This is a genomic window from Halomonas sp. LES1, from assembly GCF_031846005.1.
In the GTDB taxonomy this organism is placed as follows: domain Bacteria; phylum Pseudomonadota; class Gammaproteobacteria; order Pseudomonadales; family Halomonadaceae; genus Halomonas.
The window spans coordinates 127,447-142,306 of the sequence record NZ_JAVRGC010000007.1 but is presented as its reverse complement, the minus strand read 5'-3'; the positions used below and the strand labels follow the sequence as shown (position 1 = coordinate 142,306).

The 14,860-nt window shown below is 68.1% G+C and carries 14 protein-coding genes; 3 read left to right on the top strand and 11 right to left on the bottom strand.

Annotation, left to right across the window (positions count from 1 at the left end):
- Positions 1-69 precede the first annotated feature (69 nt).
- A complete protein-coding gene (gene pgl / locus RM463_RS14570; protein WP_311430408.1) occupies positions 70-741 on the top strand; it encodes a 6-phosphogluconolactonase in 672 nt (223 codons plus the stop codon).
- A 17-nt stretch (positions 742-758) separates the two neighbouring features.
- Positions 759-1,421, top strand: a complete 663-nt coding sequence (locus RM463_RS14565) for a bifunctional 4-hydroxy-2-oxoglutarate aldolase/2-dehydro-3-deoxy-phosphogluconate aldolase (RefSeq protein ID WP_311430407.1) — start codon at positions 759-761, stop codon at positions 1,419-1,421.
- Between the two features lie 117 nt (positions 1,422-1,538).
- Here the strand turns inward: RM463_RS14565 and RM463_RS14560 are convergent, their stop codons facing one another.
- From RM463_RS14560 to RM463_RS14510, 11 genes are all read right to left on the bottom strand, one after another.
- Positions 1,539-2,423: an SMP-30/gluconolactonase/LRE family protein gene (locus tag RM463_RS14560; RefSeq protein WP_311430406.1), complete on the bottom strand. Its 885-nt coding sequence runs from the start codon at positions 2,421-2,423 to the stop codon at positions 1,539-1,541.
- Positions 2,420-3,031, bottom strand: coding sequence for a 2-dehydro-3-deoxy-6-phosphogalactonate aldolase (locus RM463_RS14555; RefSeq protein WP_311430405.1), 612 nt, complete (start codon positions 3,029-3,031; stop codon positions 2,420-2,422). The genes RM463_RS14560 and RM463_RS14555 overlap by 4 nt, the downstream gene beginning before the upstream one ends.
- 24 nt (positions 3,032-3,055) lie before the next feature.
- Positions 3,056-4,105: a 2-dehydro-3-deoxygalactonokinase gene (locus RM463_RS14550; RefSeq protein ID WP_311430404.1), complete on the bottom strand. Its 1,050-nt coding sequence runs from the start codon at positions 4,103-4,105 to the stop codon at positions 3,056-3,058.
- On the bottom strand, positions 4,102-4,872 hold the full coding sequence (locus tag RM463_RS14545) for an SDR family NAD(P)-dependent oxidoreductase (RefSeq protein ID WP_195688084.1): 771 nt from the start codon (positions 4,870-4,872) through the stop codon (positions 4,102-4,104). Before RM463_RS14545 ends, RM463_RS14550 begins: the two co-directional genes overlap by 4 nt.
- A 21-nt stretch (positions 4,873-4,893) precedes the next feature.
- Complete coding sequence (gene dgoD, locus RM463_RS14540) at positions 4,894-6,042, bottom strand: galactonate dehydratase (protein ID WP_195688083.1); 1,149 nt, start codon at positions 6,040-6,042, stop codon at positions 4,894-4,896.
- A complete protein-coding gene (locus tag RM463_RS14535) occupies positions 6,039-6,848 on the bottom strand; it encodes a FadR/GntR family transcriptional regulator (RefSeq protein ID WP_195688082.1) in 810 nt (269 codons plus the stop codon). Before RM463_RS14535 ends, dgoD begins: the two co-directional genes overlap by 4 nt.
- A gap of 165 nt (positions 6,849-7,013) precedes the next feature.
- Positions 7,014-8,009 carry a Gfo/Idh/MocA family oxidoreductase gene (locus RM463_RS14530; RefSeq protein WP_311430403.1) on the bottom strand — a complete coding sequence of 332 codons (996 nt, stop codon included), beginning with the start codon at positions 8,007-8,009 and terminating at the stop codon, positions 7,014-7,016.
- A gap of 43 nt (positions 8,010-8,052) precedes the next feature.
- Positions 8,053-9,099: a D-hexose-6-phosphate mutarotase gene (locus tag RM463_RS14525; RefSeq protein WP_311430402.1), complete on the bottom strand. Its 1,047-nt coding sequence runs from the start codon at positions 9,097-9,099 to the stop codon at positions 8,053-8,055.
- Positions 9,100-9,120: 21 nt separating this feature from the next.
- Positions 9,121-10,086, bottom strand: coding sequence for a glucokinase (gene glk, locus RM463_RS14520; protein WP_311430401.1), 966 nt, complete (start codon positions 10,084-10,086; stop codon positions 9,121-9,123).
- An 11-nt stretch (positions 10,087-10,097) separates the two neighbouring features.
- Positions 10,098-11,984 carry a phosphogluconate dehydratase gene (edd, locus tag RM463_RS14515; protein WP_311430400.1) on the bottom strand — a complete coding sequence of 629 codons (1,887 nt, stop codon included), beginning with the start codon at positions 11,982-11,984 and terminating at the stop codon, positions 10,098-10,100.
- A 165-nt stretch (positions 11,985-12,149) separates the two neighbouring features.
- The gene (locus RM463_RS14510) at positions 12,150-13,547 is read right to left on the bottom strand and encodes a coniferyl aldehyde dehydrogenase (protein ID WP_311430399.1); all 1,398 of its coding nucleotides are present in this window, start codon (positions 13,545-13,547) and stop codon (positions 12,150-12,152) included.
- A gap of 116 nt (positions 13,548-13,663) precedes the next feature.
- Here RM463_RS14510 and RM463_RS14505 point away from each other — a divergent pair, with 116 nt between their 5' ends.
- Entirely contained in the window at positions 13,664-14,827 is a 1,164-nt protein-coding gene (locus tag RM463_RS14505) for a GNAT family N-acetyltransferase (protein ID WP_311430398.1), read from the top strand.
- Positions 14,828-14,860 lie beyond the last annotated feature (33 nt).

Here is a 14,860-nt window from a genome sequence, read left to right as displayed (position 1 = left end):
CACTGTCGACTCTCTCGAGACCGCCATGATCACCCAGGATGGCCGCAGTTGGTATGAGGATTATTGAACATGACGAACGTTTCTCCCCGTGAACAGCTTGCCCGGCAGCTGGCCGAGGCGGTGGCCGAGGCCCTGCGCGTCGACCTCGAGCACCATGATCGCGCCCTGCTGGTGGTCTCCGGTGGCTCGACGCCGGTACCGTTCTTCACGGCGCTGGCCGCCTGCCGGCTACCCTGGGAGCGGGTCCAGGTCACCCTGGCCGACGAGCGCTGGGTGGCCGAGACGGCCGACGACAGTAACGCCCGCCTGGTGCGAGAGCATCTGTTGCGCGGCCCAGCGGCGTCGGCCACCTTCACGCCCCTGACCAGTGACCACTCCACCCCCGAAGAGGGGGCCGAGGTCGTGGCCGAACGCATCGAGGCCCTGGCCTGGCCGGCCAGCGTGGTGATTCTCGGCATGGGGGGCGACGGTCACACCGCCTCGCTGTTTCCCGATAGCCGCGAGCTCGATCTGGCACTGAGCACCGATGCCACCACGGTGGCCGTGCGGACGCCGAGCCAGCCCCAGCCGCGTATCACCCTGAGCGCCGGTCGCCTGCACCAGGCGCGCCGCCATTTTCTGCATATCACCGGTGGTGACAAGCAGGCCGTGCTGGCCCGAGCGCTGGCCGGCGACGACGTCCGTGAGCTACCGATTCGCGCCTTCCTGGCCTGCCCGTTGGCGACCTACTGGGCCCCCTGAGCTTTGGAGATATCTTCATGACCCCCGACAAGCAGCTTCCCTCGACCCGTACCACCGAGCTTGACAGCATCTGCCTCAAGGCAGAGGTCATTCCGGTGCTGGCCATCGAGCGTATCGAGGATGCCGTGCCTCTGGCTCGCGCCCTCTTCGAAGGTGGCCTCTCCGTGCTGGAGGTCACCCTGCGCACCGACTGTGCCCTGGAGGCGATTCGACGCATCAAGGAGGCGCTGCCCCAGGCCAGCATCGGCGTGGGTACCGTGTTGACGCCGGCCCAGTATCGGCAGGCCGAGGAGGTGGGGGCCGACTTCATCGTTACCCCCGGCACCACCGAGGCGCTCTATCGCCATGGCGTGGAGAGCCCGGTACCCATGCTGCCCGGGGTGGCCAGTGTCTCCGAGCTGATGACCGGCTGGCAGTTTGGCTACCGCCGCTTCAAGTTCTTCCCCGCCGAAGCCAGTGGTGGCGTCAAGGCGCTCAAGGCCTTCGCGGGCCCGCTGCCCGAGGCGCGGTTCTGCCCCACCGGCGGCATCAATCTGGACAACGCCGCAGACTATCTGGCGCTTGTGAACGTGATGTGCGTGGGGGGCTCCTGGCTGACGCCGAAATCCCTGGTCGAGGCCGAGGACTGGAACGGCATCCGTCAGCTGGCCAAGGAGGTGGCGGAGCGCTACCACCACTGATGGTTTCATGACCCTGTGCTCTCTCGACAGCCAGTCGCTGTCGCCTTTCACCCGGCCTTCCAAGGCCGGGTTTTTTACCTCGGCCCTATGTCAGTTCGGCCCTCTGTCAGTTCGGCCCTATGTCAGCCGCAGCAGCGGCTCGGCCAGCCCGGTCACGCCCACATCGGCCACGAACAGGGCACCGGCCAGTGGCTGTGCGGCGAGGGCGGCGTCATTCAGGCCCTCCCGGGCGGTGGTGATATAGAGCCGCTCGAGGTTCTTTCCGGCGAAGACGGGGCAGGAGGGCTGGGTCACCGGGAGCTCGATCTCGGCGACGATATGGCCGTCGTGATCCAGTCTCACCACCTGGCCGGCGCCCCACAGGGCGAGCCAGAGGTAGCCCTCGGCGTCCACCACCGCGCCGTCGGGATGGCCCGAAGTGCCCGAGACGTCGGCCCAGTGGGTAGGCTCCCCCAGTGGCCAGCCCTCACGATCCAGGGCCCAGCGCATCACCACGCCGGTCACGGTGTCGGTAAACCAGGCAGACTCCCCGTCGGGCGAGAAGCAGATGGCGTTGGGGATGGTCAAGCCGGTACGCAGGCGCGTCAGCTCACCCCGATGCAGGCGATAGAGGCTGCCGGCACCGGGCTCGGCGGCCCTGCCCATGCTGGAGAGCCACAGGCTGCCGTGGCGGTCGACACGGCCGTCGTTGCTGCGGGTGACGGGATTGTCGGCCTCGAAGTCGAGGAGTTTCTCGACCCTTCCACCATGAGGGTCAAAACGGCTGAGGCGATCCTCGCCCACCAGCAGAAGCTCCCCACCCGCCAGTGGGGCGGCCAGGGAGACCCGGTGGTCGAGGGCATGCTGGCCGGTGGCCCCGGTGGAGGGCGCCAGCCAGTGCAGTCGCCGTGCGAGAATATCGCACCAGTAGAGGCGCCCCGCGGCGGCATGCCACTGGGGGCCTTCGCCCAGTTCGCAATGACGCTCCACGGCGAGTTCGGCACGGATACGCGGTGTCATCATGCCTCACCTCCCGCGACACGCCAGGCCGCCACCAGCGCCTGGGCCTGCTCGCCCACCAGGGCCGGGCTCTGGCCGGGCCGGTAGAGGGCGCTGCCCAGGCCGGCGCCATCGATGCCGGCGGACCGCCAGGCGGCAAAGTTGTCCACGCCGATGCCACCCACCGCATAGAGCCGGGTGCCGGTGGGGAGCACGGCGCGCATGGCCTGCATGCCCTCGAGACCCACCTGGATCGCCGGGAACAGCTTGAGGCCGCTGGCGCCTGCTTCCAGGGCGTCGAAGGCCTCGGAAGGGGTGACGATACCCGGCCAGCTCTGCATGTCGAGACGACGGCTCTCCTCGATGACCGCCGGCCGGCAGTTGGGCGAGACCACGAGTCGACCGCCGGCGGCGAAGACGTCGCGTACCTGGGTAGGCGTCAGCACGGTGCCGGCGCCCACCAGGGCCCGGTCGCCCAGGGTGTCGGCCAGGCGGCGGATGCTCTCCAGCGGGTCGGGGGAGTTGAGGGGCACCTCGAGGGTGGTGATGCCAGCGGCGAGCACCGCCTCACCCAACGCCACCGCCTCGTCGGGGGTGACGCCGCGCAGGATGCCGATCAGGGGCAGGGACATGGGTCGATCTCCATCAACGGGGATTCAGGCGCCTGAGGCGCGGTTCATGGCGGCCTGGCTCAGGGTGCGATTGGCCAGGCTCAGGCCGGCGAGCACGGCGCTCTCGCCGTCCAGCGTGTGGCTGGTGTGGCCCAGGGTCGAAAGCGCCAGGGCGTAGCGCGCGCAGAGCGTGTCGTTGCCGATCAGGGTGATGTCCCGGGCCGCCGCCGACTCGAGCCTCAGCTCGTCCCGCAGTCCCGCGAGCTCCAGACCGATGACGAGACCCGACAGACGCGCGGCGAGGCGAGCGCCACGGGCCTCGCCGACCGGCAGGCCGTCGTCCAGCAGGTCGCGGGCACGCAGGCTGAAGAGCCTGGCGGTAAAGGCGGCGGGGGCGTCGTTGATCTCGCGTACGGCCGCAATGAAACACTCGCGATTGCCCGGCTCGCTGGGGTCGTCGATACCGGCCGGGTGGTCGAGAGAGTGGCGCAGCACCGACTGGCGGGCCAGCAGGTCGTATAGTTCGCCGGTCATGCAGGTGGTGAAGCGGGTGACCGTTCCCTCTTCGAGCCATGCCCACTTGGCGTGGGTGCCGGGCAGGCAGGCGAGCCCCGTGACAGGAGAGAAGGCCTCCTCTCGCCCACCCTGGCCGGCATCGGCACGACAGAGGCCGGCCAGCTGAGTCTCCTCGCCGCGCATTACATCGAAGCCGTGCTGCTGGTCATCGGCTGCCTGGCAGAGCCCCGGCAACAGGGTGACCTCCAGGCGTGGATCCTCGAGCGAGGGCCTCACCGCGCCCCGAGACAGATTGTCCAGCCGGGTCGGCACCGGCAGGTAGGCGGCCTCGAGCCAACCCTGGCGAGCCCCTGCCATGCCGCATATCCGCACCGGCACGCGGCCCGTGGGGGGCAGCCAGTCGCCGATCACCCGCTTGAGTTCGGGCTCATAGTCATGGGGTGTCAGCGAGAGCATGCCACGCCGTGAGCCGGTGCGGGCCAGCACCCTGTTACGGGCGTCCAGGGCCCAGGCGCGCAGATTGCTCGAGCCCCAGTCGACAGCGACCCAGGCCAGCGACTCGGCCACTGAATGGCTCATGCTCGACCCCCATCGATGATCAGCTCCTGGCCGGTCATCATCCGCGATGCCCGGGAGGCCAGGAACAGGCAGGGACCGATCATGTCTTCCACCGGAATCGGCTCCTTGAGGCACTGCTGAGCCAGACACTCCCGAAGGTCGGCCTCGTTGACCCAGAGCTCCTTCTGACGCCTGGTCATCACCCAGCCGGGGATCAGGCAGTTGACGCGGATGGCATCGGGGCCCAGTTCGCGGGCCAGTGCCCGGGTCAGGCCCAGAATGCCGGCCTTGGCGGTGACATAGGCCGGATAGCCGGCAAGGCCCAGGTGCACGCTGTTGGAGGAGAGGTTGATGATTGCGCCGCCGCCCAGCTCGCGCATGTCGGCGGCGACGGCCTGGGCAGTGAAGAACTGCGGCCGCAGATTGGTGGCGAGGGAGTCATCCCACTCCTCGGCGCTCCACTCATCGAGGCGGTGACGGGTGTCCCTGGCGGCATTGTTGACCAGCACGCCGATCGGGCCATGGGCATGACGCGCCTGTGCGATGGCCGCCTGGAGCGCCGTCACGTCACGGATATCACAGGCGATGGCGAGCGGCCGGCTGGCGTACTTCGCCTCCATGGCATCGCAGAACGCTTCGGCATCGTCCAGGTCGACGAAGGCCACCCTGGCGCCCTGGGCCAGGAAGCCCTCGGTCAGGGCCGCGCCGATGCCCGAGCCACCGCCGGTGATGAAGACGCTCTGGTCCTTCAGGTCGCCGAAGGTCAGGTCGTTGAAGCTGAAACTCATAACTCTTCTCTCTCCTGTTCCCTACCATTCGGCGATGGAGCCGTCCTCATGCGTCCACACCGGGTTACGCCAGCGATGGCCGACCTTCGCGCGCTCCTCGACGAAGGCCTCGTCGATCTCCACGCCGAGTCCCGGTCCCTGAGGAATGGCACAGAAGCCCTCCTCGATGGACAGCGCCGACTTGTCGACCAGGTAGTCGAGTACATCGTTGTCGCGGTTGTAATGGATGCCCATGCTCTGCTCCTGGATGAAGGCGTTGTGACACACCGCATCGAGCTGCAGGGAGGCGGCCAGGGTCAGCGGGCCGAGCGGGCAGTGCGGGGCCAGCGCGACATCATGGGCGGAGGCCATGGAGGCAATCTTGAGCCCCTCGCTGATGCCGCCGCAGTGGGAGAGGTCGGGCTGGATGATATCGATCATGCCATCGGCGAGCAGGTCGCGGAATTCGAAGCGGGTGTGCAGCCGCTCGCCGGTCGCCAGGGGATACCCCAGGCCACCGGCGATCTGCTTGAGGCAGGGCAGGTGCTCGGGGGCCACCGGTTCCTCGACGAACATCGGGTGGAAGGGCTCCAGCTCACGCAGCAGCGCCTTGGCCATGGGCCGATGGACCCGGCCATGGAAGTCGATGCCGATGCCCACGTCGGGGCCCACGGCGTCGCGTGCCTCTGCCACGCGTGCCACCGCCTCGTCGACCTTGCGGTGGGAGTCGACGATGGCGAGCTCCGCGGTACCGTTCATCTTGAAGGCGGTAAAGCCCTGTGCGACCAGGGCACGGGCCCCGGCGCCCACGTCACTCGGACGGTCGCCGCCCGTCCAGGCGTACATGCGCATGCGATCGCGCACCGCGCCGCCCAGCAGCTGGTGCACCGGCACCCCCAGGTCGCGGCCCTTGAGGTCCCAGAGCGCCTGGTCGATGCCGGCGATGGCACTCATCAGGATCGGCCCGCCACGGTAGAAGCCGGCGCGATAGAGCGTGTTCCACAGGTGTTCGATGCGGTGCGGGTCCTGGCCGATCAGATAGTCGGCGAGCTCGTGGACGGCGGCCTCCACGGTGGCGGCGCGGCCTTCGATGACCGGCTCGCCCCAGCCGTAGCACCCTTCATCGGTCTCGATCTTGAGGAACAGCCAGCGCGGGGGAACCTGCCAGGTCTTGAGTCGGGTGATCTTCATGGGGAATCCTCGGGAGTGGGATGGGAGTGAGAGGGGGTGGGCACGATGGCCAGGTCGATGGCGGTACGCCGGAGCACCTCACGGGCGGCACTCTCGGCGGCGGCGCCATCACGACGAGTGATGGCCTCCAGTACGCGGCCGTGGCGGGCCAGGCTATCGTCGAGACCCTCGTGCTCACCGGAGACCCGGGCCTGGGAGCTCTGGATCAGGGCAATGATCGAGGGGCGCAGCAGGTGGCCCATCTGGCGCCAGACCAGGTTGTGGCTGGCGCGATAGATGGCGTCGTGGAAGGCCACGTCGTGTTCGGCATGAAGGTCGCGGGCGCCGGGCTTGTCGGCGGTGGCACACATCCCCTGGTAGGCGGCCTCCAGGCGATCGAGATCCGCCGGCTCGGCGGCATCGGCGGCGAGCCGGGCGACGACCGGTTCCGCCGAGTAACGGAAGGCGAAGATCTCGCGAATCAGGGAGGCGTCGAGACTCTCGATGCCGGTCATCCAGTCGCTGACGAGCGGGTCGAGCAGGTGCCAGTCATCGACCATGCGCACCACACTGCCGCGGCCGGCGGTGCGCTCGATCAGCCCGGTGGCGGTGAGACTGGCCAGGGCGTTGCGAACCTGATTGCGACTCACCGCGAAGTGATGGCAAAGGTCCATCTCCTTGGGGAAGTCATCGCCGGGTCGCCAGCGGCCGGCGAACAGCGCCCGGGCCAGTAGGCGAGCCAAGGCTTCGGCGCCTCCCTGGTGGGGGGGGAGGTTGTTCAGGGAGGTCGTGCGGGTCTCGGTCGAGGGGGCTGCCTTGTCGGACATGGCATCGCTCCAGTATGGGCAATGCGTTTAGATTAATAAATGTCTGACATTTTGACAAGCCGACAGGGCAGTCGGCCGGCACCAGGCATGTCACAGCGTGGTAGAGGCCGTGGCAGCCTGGTTCGGTGCCGGTGGTTGGTCGGGGGGGCTAGGGGAGGTGTCGGCCTATGCGCGTAGGCGAATCGTGCACTCCTGATGCAGCGATTCCCGGCAGGCCGCCAGTAGCCGCGCCTGATCGGCGAGTTCGGCGGGGGCATCCGGAGCAGGGCGTTCGCCCAGGGCCCAGGCGGAGAAGGCCTCGACCTGAGCCGGATACTGATCGCCGTAGACCGGCTCGCGGCGGGTGCGGCCCCGTTCGTCGGTGATGACGATCTCGCCAACGCCGCCCTGCTTGTCGGGGCGGAAGGCAGTGGGAAGCAGCAGGCTGCCGTGGCTGCCGATCACCTCGTAGCGGTTGAGCATGGTCTGTTCGAAGCTGGCGCCGAACTCCGCCAGCCGGCCGTCGGCATAGCGCAGCACGCCGTTGACGCTGGTGTCCACGCCGAGCGCCTCGGGTACCCGGCCCACCACCGTGACCGACTCGGGCATGCCGAGCAGGCGGCGAATCACATCCAGTGGATAGCAGCCGACGTCGTGGAGGCTGCCGCCGGCGGCATCGGCGGAGAGGCGGATATTGTCGCTATCCAGGGCCAGGGGAAAGGAGAAGAGTCCGCGCACCTGGCGGACGTCGCCGATCTCGCCGCGCTCGATAAGCTCCCGGACCCTGAGATGCTGAGGGTGATGGCGATACATGTAGCCCTCCATCAGCGCCACCCCGGCCCTGTCGCAGGCCTCCTGCATGGTGCGGGCCTCCTCGGCGTCGAGGGCGGCGGGCTTCTCGCACAGCACATGCTTGCCGTGACGTGCCGCCTCGCACACCCAGCGAGCGTGGAGGTGATTGGGCAGTGGCACATAGACCGCTTCCACATCCGGGTCTTCCAGCAGCTGGCGGAACCCCTCGTGGGCGCGGGGGATGCCGTATTCCGCGGCCACATCACCGGCCTTGCCGCTTTCGCTGGCGATGGCGGTGAGGCGCGCATTGGGCGCGGCCTGAATGGCCGGGATCATCGCCTTGCGGGCGATGCCGGCGGTGCTCAGTATGCCCCACTGTAGCTGGCGCATGTCGGCGTCTCCTTGCGTGATTCGGGGTGCGTGGCAAGTGTCGTCAGTGTTGTGGGCTCTCGGCATCCAGGCTGATGGTGGTACCCAGCAGATGCTGGGCGCCGGGCACCAGCCACACCGGGTCGAGACGGGTGTTGGCGGCCTCCACGCAGAGGAAGTGGCGACCCACCTCGGCCGGTGTATCGGCGGGCAGGGCGTCATCGCCGGGGTGCCAGACCACCGCCGAGTCGCTGCCCTGGCGAGCGATGCGCAGGCGGCGGTTGCCATCGTCGAGGGTGAGCTCGGCATTGCTGTGGTAGATGCGGTCCAGCGCACCACGCACGCCGAGTTCTCCCTGCTGCTCCCGCTCGGCGAAGCCGGCCAGCTTGTCGAGATAGCGGGCGCCGGGGAGGCCTTCCAGGCGGCACCCAAAGGCGTCGGTTACCGCCAGGTAGGTGTGCAGCGCACCGCTCATCTTCACCGGCGTCTCGCCGGTGTGTTCGGTGATAAGCTCCACATGAAGGCGGTTGGCGTTGGCCTGGATCACCGCTCGTGGAGTGAGCTGACTATGCAGGCGTAACTCGGGAGAGAGGTGAAGCTCCACGCCCTCTTCGTGTTCGTCCACCGCGTCGAGGCGCCACGCCGCCTTGCGCGCCGGCCCATGCAGCGGGCCGGAGCGGTCCGCACTCTCATCGGCCGTGTGCTCGTCGGCAAACCAGGGCCAGCAGAGCGGGATACCGCCGCGGATGGCCCCGGGCGGGTCCTGGGGCGTGGGCGTCACCCATAGCCAGCCGCCGGCCGCCATGCCCTCGGGTGCCTCCGCAGCGTCGTTTGGAAGAGCGCCAGCGGCTCGCGCGGCTTCGGGCGCGTTGGGTAGAGCGCCTTCAGCTTGCGCGGTTTCGGGTGCGTTAGGAAGAGCGCCAACGGCTCGCGCGGTTTCGGGCGCGATAGAGAGCGGCGACGGGCAATAGTGAAGCACTTGAGCCCCCTGCAGCGAGACGACAAGCTCGCCCCAGGTTTCGTTGGCCAGCCATATATCGCGGCCATGCCATTCGGCACGACGCTGGCCGTCGGTATCATCGAGCAGGGTTCGCAGAGTTGCGGGAATCATCGTTTGACCTCTTCCGTCGAGCTATTCGACTTCTTCATTGTGCAGTGCCTCGGCGGCGCCCAGCAGGCCCGGCCATGGCGCCGTAACGACATGGATCGGGATCGCGGCATTGTAGGCATGCATGCGCCCCTTGTCGGCGAAGGCCTCACGGAAGCGGCTTTGGGGCAGCCAGTCGAGCAGCCGCGGCAGGATGCCACCGCATAGCGTGACACCGCCGCGGGCGCCCAGGGTGAGTGCCGCATCACCGCAGACATCGCCGAGGATCTTCAGGAATCGCAGCAGGGTATCACGGGCGATGGGGTCCTCGTCGGCGGCCGCTGTCACCTGGGCCGGCGTGGAGAGCGCGGGCGTGGCGCTCTCCAGTACGCAGTGGGCGAGGTAGAGGTCGAGCAGCCCCTGGCCACAGAGAACGCGCTCCACCGAGACGCGCCCGTAACGGTGATGGAAGTGGTGAAGCAGCTGTCGTTCCCGCTCGTCGGTGGGTGCGTAGGTAATGTGGCCTCCCTCACCCGGCAGCGGGATCCAGGCGTGGCGTCCGGGGAAGAGGGTGGCCACACCGAGGCCGGTGCCGGGGCCGATGACCAGCCGGGCGGCGTGGGGAGTCGCCTCGCCCGACTGGATCTCGACCAGCTCCTCCTCGGCCACATGGGGTACTCCCAGGGCCTGGGCGGTGAAGTCGTTGATCGCCTTGAAGAGGGTGAGCCCGAGCTCGGCCTGGACCGCGGCGCGCGAGAAGACCCAGTGGTTGTTGGTCATCTTGATGCGGTCGTCATGCACCGGGCAGGCGAAGGCCAGGCACGCCTCTCGCGGTGCCTGTGTGCCGGTGGCGCCCACGCGGGCAAGGTAGTCCTGCACCGCTTCCACCAGGCCGGGGTAATCGGCGCAGGGCAGGCTGAGGATATCGTGAGGGGCGACTCCCCCGGGGGTGACCAGCGCGAAACGTGCGTTGGTCCCACCGATGTCACCGATCAGGGCCGGTCGTGTCATCGCAGAGATCCTCAGGCATCCTCATCGTGGATCTGTCCGGCCTGACGGGCCAGGTCGTCGGCCTCGAAGCCCCCGAAGACCCCGGCTCCCTCCTCGCCGCGCATGGCGAGGTGACGAAAGCCGCTGAACAGCTCGCGGCCCAGCCCCACATGATAGTGGTCCAGCGCGGCGACGCGCTGCTCGCGATCGGCCCAGGCATGGGCCTCGACCCTGGTCTCGAGAGTGCCGGCATTGGCATCGAGGCGCACGACATCGCCGTCGCGCAGCTTCGACAGGGGACCGCCGTCCAGCGCCTCGGGGCTGATATGGATGGCCGCGGGCACCTTGCCGGAGGCGCCGGACATGCGTCCGTCGGTGACCAGCGCCACCTTGTGGCCACGGTCCTGAAGCACGCCAAGATAGGGCGTCAGCTTGTGCAGCTCGGGCATGCCATTGGCCTTGGGGCCCTGGAAGCGCACCACGGCGATGACGTCACGGTCGAGCTCGCCGGCCTCGAAGGCGGCCTTGAGCTCGTTCTGGTCCTCGAAGATCTTCACCGGCGCCTCCACCACACGGTGCTCCTCGGCGACCGCCGAGACCTTGATCACGCCGCGCCCCAGGTTGCCGTCGACCACGGTGAGTCCACCGGTGGCGGCGAAGGGGTCTGCCACGCCGCGCAGCACGTCGCGATCGAGGCTCTCTGCCGGCCCCTCGCGCCAGACCAGCTTGCCCTCCTCGAGGAAGGGCTCCTGGGTGTAGGCGGTGAGATCGGTACCGAACGCCGTGGGGATATCCCCGTGGATCAGGCCGGCAGCGAGCAGTTCGCGGAACAGGAAGCTCATGCCGCCGGCGGCCTGGAAGTGATTGATGTCGGCCTGGCCGTTGGGGTAGACCTGCATCAGGCTCGGGGTCACCGCGGAGAGGTCGGTAAAGTCCTCCCAGGTGAGCGTCAGGCCGGCGGCGGCGGCCATGGCCACGAGGTGCAGGGTGTGATTGGTGGAGCCGCCGGAGGCGAGCAGACCGACGATGGCGTTGACGATGGCGCGCTCGTCGATCTGCCTGTAGAAGGGACGGTAGTCGCCGCCGGGTTCGGTGTTGCGGATCGCCTGCTCGGTGGCGAAGCGAGTCAGCGCCTCACGCATCTCGGTGCCGGGATTGACGAAGGAGGTGCCGGGCAGGTGCAGCCCCATCATCTCCATCATCAGCTGGTTGGAGTTGGCGGTGCCGTAGAAGGTGCAGGTGCCGGGGCTGTGGTAGGACGCGGACTCGGCCTCCAGCAGCTCCTCGCGGCTCGCCTTGCCCTCGGCGAACAGCTGGCGAATGCGTGCCTTCTCCTTGTTGGGCAGGCCGCTGGGCATGGGACCCGCGGGGACGAACATGGCCGGCAGGTGGCCGAAGCGTGCCGCGGCGATAAACAGCCCCGGCACGATCTTGTCGCATACGCCGAGGTAGAGCGCGGCGTCGAACATGTTGTGGGAAAGCCCCACGGCGGTGGCCATGGCGATCACGTCCCGGGAGAACAGCGACAGCTCCATGCCTGGCTGGCCCTGGGTGACGCCGTCACACATGGCGGGCACGCCGCCGGCGAACTGGGCGGTGGAGCCCATGGCGCGTGCCGCGGCCTTGATGGTCTCGGGGAAGGTCTCCAGCGGCTGGTGGGCCGAGAGCATGTCGTTGTAGGCCGAGATGATGCCCAGGTTGGCACTGTTCATCAGTTTCAGGGCGTTCTTGTCTTCGACCCCGCAGGCGGCAAAGCCGTGAGCCAGGTTGCCGCAGGAGAGCTCGCCGCGGTGCACGCCACGCCGATGTTGGTCGGCCATGCGTGCCTCGTAGAGGGCGCGTCGCTCGGAGGAGCGCTGGCGAATGCGGTCGGTGACGGCGGCGACGGTGGCATTGAGGGTCGGGTTGGGGCTGGCCATGGTGCACCTCGGCAGTGACTGTTTGGTAAGTTTACCAAATCAATGTTCGGTATTCGGGATCATGCTAGCGAATATTTCGCGATAAATGTAGTTTTGTTACCTTGCGCCTGTGGGTGTCGTTGAGTGTGTCGTTGGATATCGTGGCAGCCGCTGGCTGCCGGGGCATCAAAGCCCCAGTAGCCGCAACAGCCAGCGCCGGTAGGGGGGATTGAGCCAGCCCACCGGGCTGCGGGATGACTGGATGAAGACGGCGCGCGCATGGCTGAAGCGCTGGAAGCCCGCCTCGCCGTGATAGGCGCCGCTGCCGCTCTCGCCGACGCCGCCGAAGGGCAGTGCCGGCACGGCGTTGTGCCACAGGGTGTCATTGAACACCACGCCGCCGGAATGAGTCTCTTCGAGCAGGCGTCGGCGCAGGGTGGGGTCCTCGGTAAAGGCGTAGAGCGCCAGCGGGCGCGGCTGACTCTTGATGCACGCGATGGCGGCATCCATGTCGCGCACCCCGAGCACCGGAAGCCAGGGGCCGAAGATCTCCTCTCGCATAAGGGTGAGGTCGTTACTCGGGTCGACGATCAACGTGGGGGGCAACTTGACCCCGCCGTCGGCCAGCTCGAGCCTTTCCCCCAGGTCGATCACCCGGCAGCCATGGTCGCGGGCCTCGTCGAGCATCGCCTCGAGACGCTGACGGTGTGCCGCGCCTGGCACCGCGCTGTAGTCATGGCTGGCGGTGCCTCGAGGGTAGAAGCGTGCCACCTGGCGCTGCATCGCCTTGAGAAATGCCTCGAGTCGCGAGGCCTCCACCAGCACGTGATCGGGGGCGATGCAGGTGCGGCCGGCGTTCAGCCACTTGCCGAAGGCGATGCGCTCGGCGGCCTTCTCCAGGTCGGCGTCGGCGGCCACCAGCGCCGGTGTCTTGCCGCCCAGCTCCAGGGTGACCGGCGTCAGGTTGGTCGCCGCGGCACGCGCCACCTCTCGACCGATGGTGGCACCGCCGGTAAACAGCAGGTGATCGAAGGGGAGGGTGGCGAAGGCCCTGGCCAGGTCGGCATCGCCCTCCACCACGCAGAGCTCCTCGGGGGCGAAATAACGAGCCGCCAGGCGTGCCATCAGTGCCGAGGTGGCAGGGCAGTGCTCGCTGGGCTTGATCATTACCCGGTTGCCGGCGGCCAGGGCATCGATGGCGGGTAGCCAGGCAAGGTTCCAGGGGTAGTTGGACGGGGCGATGATGCCGACCACGCCCAGTGGCTGATAGTGAACCTTCGCTCGGGCCGGCAATAGCCTCCAGCCCACCGGCTGGCGCTCGGGGCGCATCCAGTGGCGCAGTCGGCGTCGAGAGAAGCTGGCCGACTGGAGAACGGTGGCCACTTCGCTCAGGCGGGTCTCCATGGCGGCGCGGTGGCCGAAGTCAGTGCTGATCGCAGTGACGATCTCGTCGCGATGGCGGCGGGTCAGGGTGGCCAGGCGTGTCAGCCGGTCGCGACGGGTGGCGAGGCTCGGGAAGGGCGCTTCCTCGAAGGCACGCCGCTGTCTGTCGAGGAGGGCCTGGAGATCACTGAGATCGCTCATGCTGGAATCCTGTTCGGGGTGATGGAAGGTTGATGGGAGGCTGTGCACAATGGTGGCGCCATCGCGCCGCCAGGGCCAGGGAGGAAGACGCAACGAACCGTGAAAGGAGTGATCGCATGACAATGCTGAGGCGCCAACCCCTGCCCTCCATGGAGGCGGTGTCCGCCAGCGCCTGGAACGCCCTGGTCGGTGATGATCACCCCTTTCTGCGCCATGAGTTCCTGCATGCCCTGGAAGCCAGCGGCTCGGTATGCCCGGCCACCGGATGGGTGCCGCGCCACCAGACCCTGTGGCAGGGCGAAGCGCTGGTCGGCCTCATGCCGCTCTATCACAAGCATCACTCCTTCGGTGAATACGTCTTCGACTGGGCCTGGGCCGATGCCTGGGAGCGCGCCGGTGGGCGCTACTACCCCAAGGCGCTGACGGCGATTCCCTATACCCCGGCTCCCGGTCCGCGTCTGGCCCTGGCGCCGGAGGTTGATCCACGCGAGGCACGTGAGACCCTGGCCAGTGCCTGGGAGGAGGGCGAGCTATCCGGCTGGCACCTGCTGTTCGCCGAGGAGGCGGAGGTGGCCGAGTGGCAGAAGGCTCGGCCGGGGCTGCTGGCGCGGCACGGTGTACAGTTCCAGTGGCAGGATCGTGGCTATGGCGACTTCGAGGGCTTCCTGGCCACCCTCACCTCCAAGCGGCGCAAGGCGATTCGCCGTGAACGGCGAATCGTCGCCGACCAGGCGCTGAGCCTGCATCGTCTGGAGGGCGAGGCGATCGACGCCGCGGCCCTCGAGCACTTCTATCGCTGCTATGAGATCACCTATCGGGAGCGTGGTCGCCATGGCTACCTCAACCTCGACTTCTTTCGGCGCCTGCGTGCCACCATGCCGGAGAGCCTGCTGCTGGTGCAGGCGCGTCGCGACGATCGTCCCGTGGCGGCGGCGCTCTACCTGCAGGGTGCACGCACCCTCTTTGGGCGTTACTGGGGCAGCGAAGTGAGCGCCGACTGCCTGCACTTCGAGGCCTGCTACTACCAGGGAATCGAGCACTGCCTGGCGCGTGGCCTGACGCGCTTCGACCCCGGCACCCAGGGCGAGCACAAGCTCACCCGGGGGTTCGAGCCGCGGCTGCTGACCTCGCTTCACCATATCGCCGATCCTCGCTTGCGTGACGCCGTCACGCGTTTCTGTGGAGAGGAGCGCGAGCATGTGCTGGCCTATCGGCGCGCCGCCGAGTCGGCACTGCCGTTTCGCGATGAGGCGAAGATTGACTCTGCCGGCGAGCAATGAAAATGGCATAATGCGCGGCATCGTATCGAGGTG

Excerpts from the sequence above, each read along its gene's own strand:
- pgl (WP_311430408.1), top strand. The coding sequence starts at position 70 with ATGACGAACGTTTCTCCCCGTGAACAGCTTGCCCGGCAGCTGGCCGAG.
- RM463_RS14565 (WP_311430407.1), top strand. The coding sequence starts at position 759 with ATGACCCCCGACAAGCAGCTTCCCTCGACCCGTACCACCGAGCTTGAC.
- RM463_RS14560 (WP_311430406.1), bottom strand. The coding sequence starts at position 2,423 with ATGATGACACCGCGTATCCGTGCCGAACTCGCCGTGGAGCGTCATTGC.
- RM463_RS14555 (WP_311430405.1), bottom strand. The coding sequence starts at position 3,031 with ATGTCCCTGCCCCTGATCGGCATCCTGCGCGGCGTCACCCCCGACGAG.
- RM463_RS14550 (WP_311430404.1), bottom strand. The coding sequence starts at position 4,105 with ATGAGCCATTCAGTGGCCGAGTCGCTGGCCTGGGTCGCTGTCGACTGG.
- RM463_RS14545 (WP_195688084.1), bottom strand. The coding sequence starts at position 4,872 with ATGAGTTTCAGCTTCAACGACCTGACCTTCGGCGACCTGAAGGACCAG.
- dgoD (WP_195688083.1), bottom strand. The coding sequence starts at position 6,042 with ATGAAGATCACCCGACTCAAGACCTGGCAGGTTCCCCCGCGCTGGCTG.
- RM463_RS14535 (WP_195688082.1), bottom strand. The coding sequence starts at position 6,848 with ATGTCCGACAAGGCAGCCCCCTCGACCGAGACCCGCACGACCTCCCTG.
- RM463_RS14530 (WP_311430403.1), bottom strand. The coding sequence starts at position 8,009 with ATGCGCCAGCTACAGTGGGGCATACTGAGCACCGCCGGCATCGCCCGC.
- RM463_RS14525 (WP_311430402.1), bottom strand. The coding sequence starts at position 9,099 with ATGATTCCCGCAACTCTGCGAACCCTGCTCGATGATACCGACGGCCAG.
- glk (WP_311430401.1), bottom strand. The coding sequence starts at position 10,086 with ATGACACGACCGGCCCTGATCGGTGACATCGGTGGGACCAACGCACGT.
- edd (WP_311430400.1), bottom strand. The coding sequence starts at position 11,984 with ATGGCCAGCCCCAACCCGACCCTCAATGCCACCGTCGCCGCCGTCACC.
- RM463_RS14510 (WP_311430399.1), bottom strand. The coding sequence starts at position 13,547 with ATGAGCGATCTCAGTGATCTCCAGGCCCTCCTCGACAGACAGCGGCGT.
- RM463_RS14505 (WP_311430398.1), top strand. The coding sequence starts at position 13,664 with ATGACAATGCTGAGGCGCCAACCCCTGCCCTCCATGGAGGCGGTGTCC.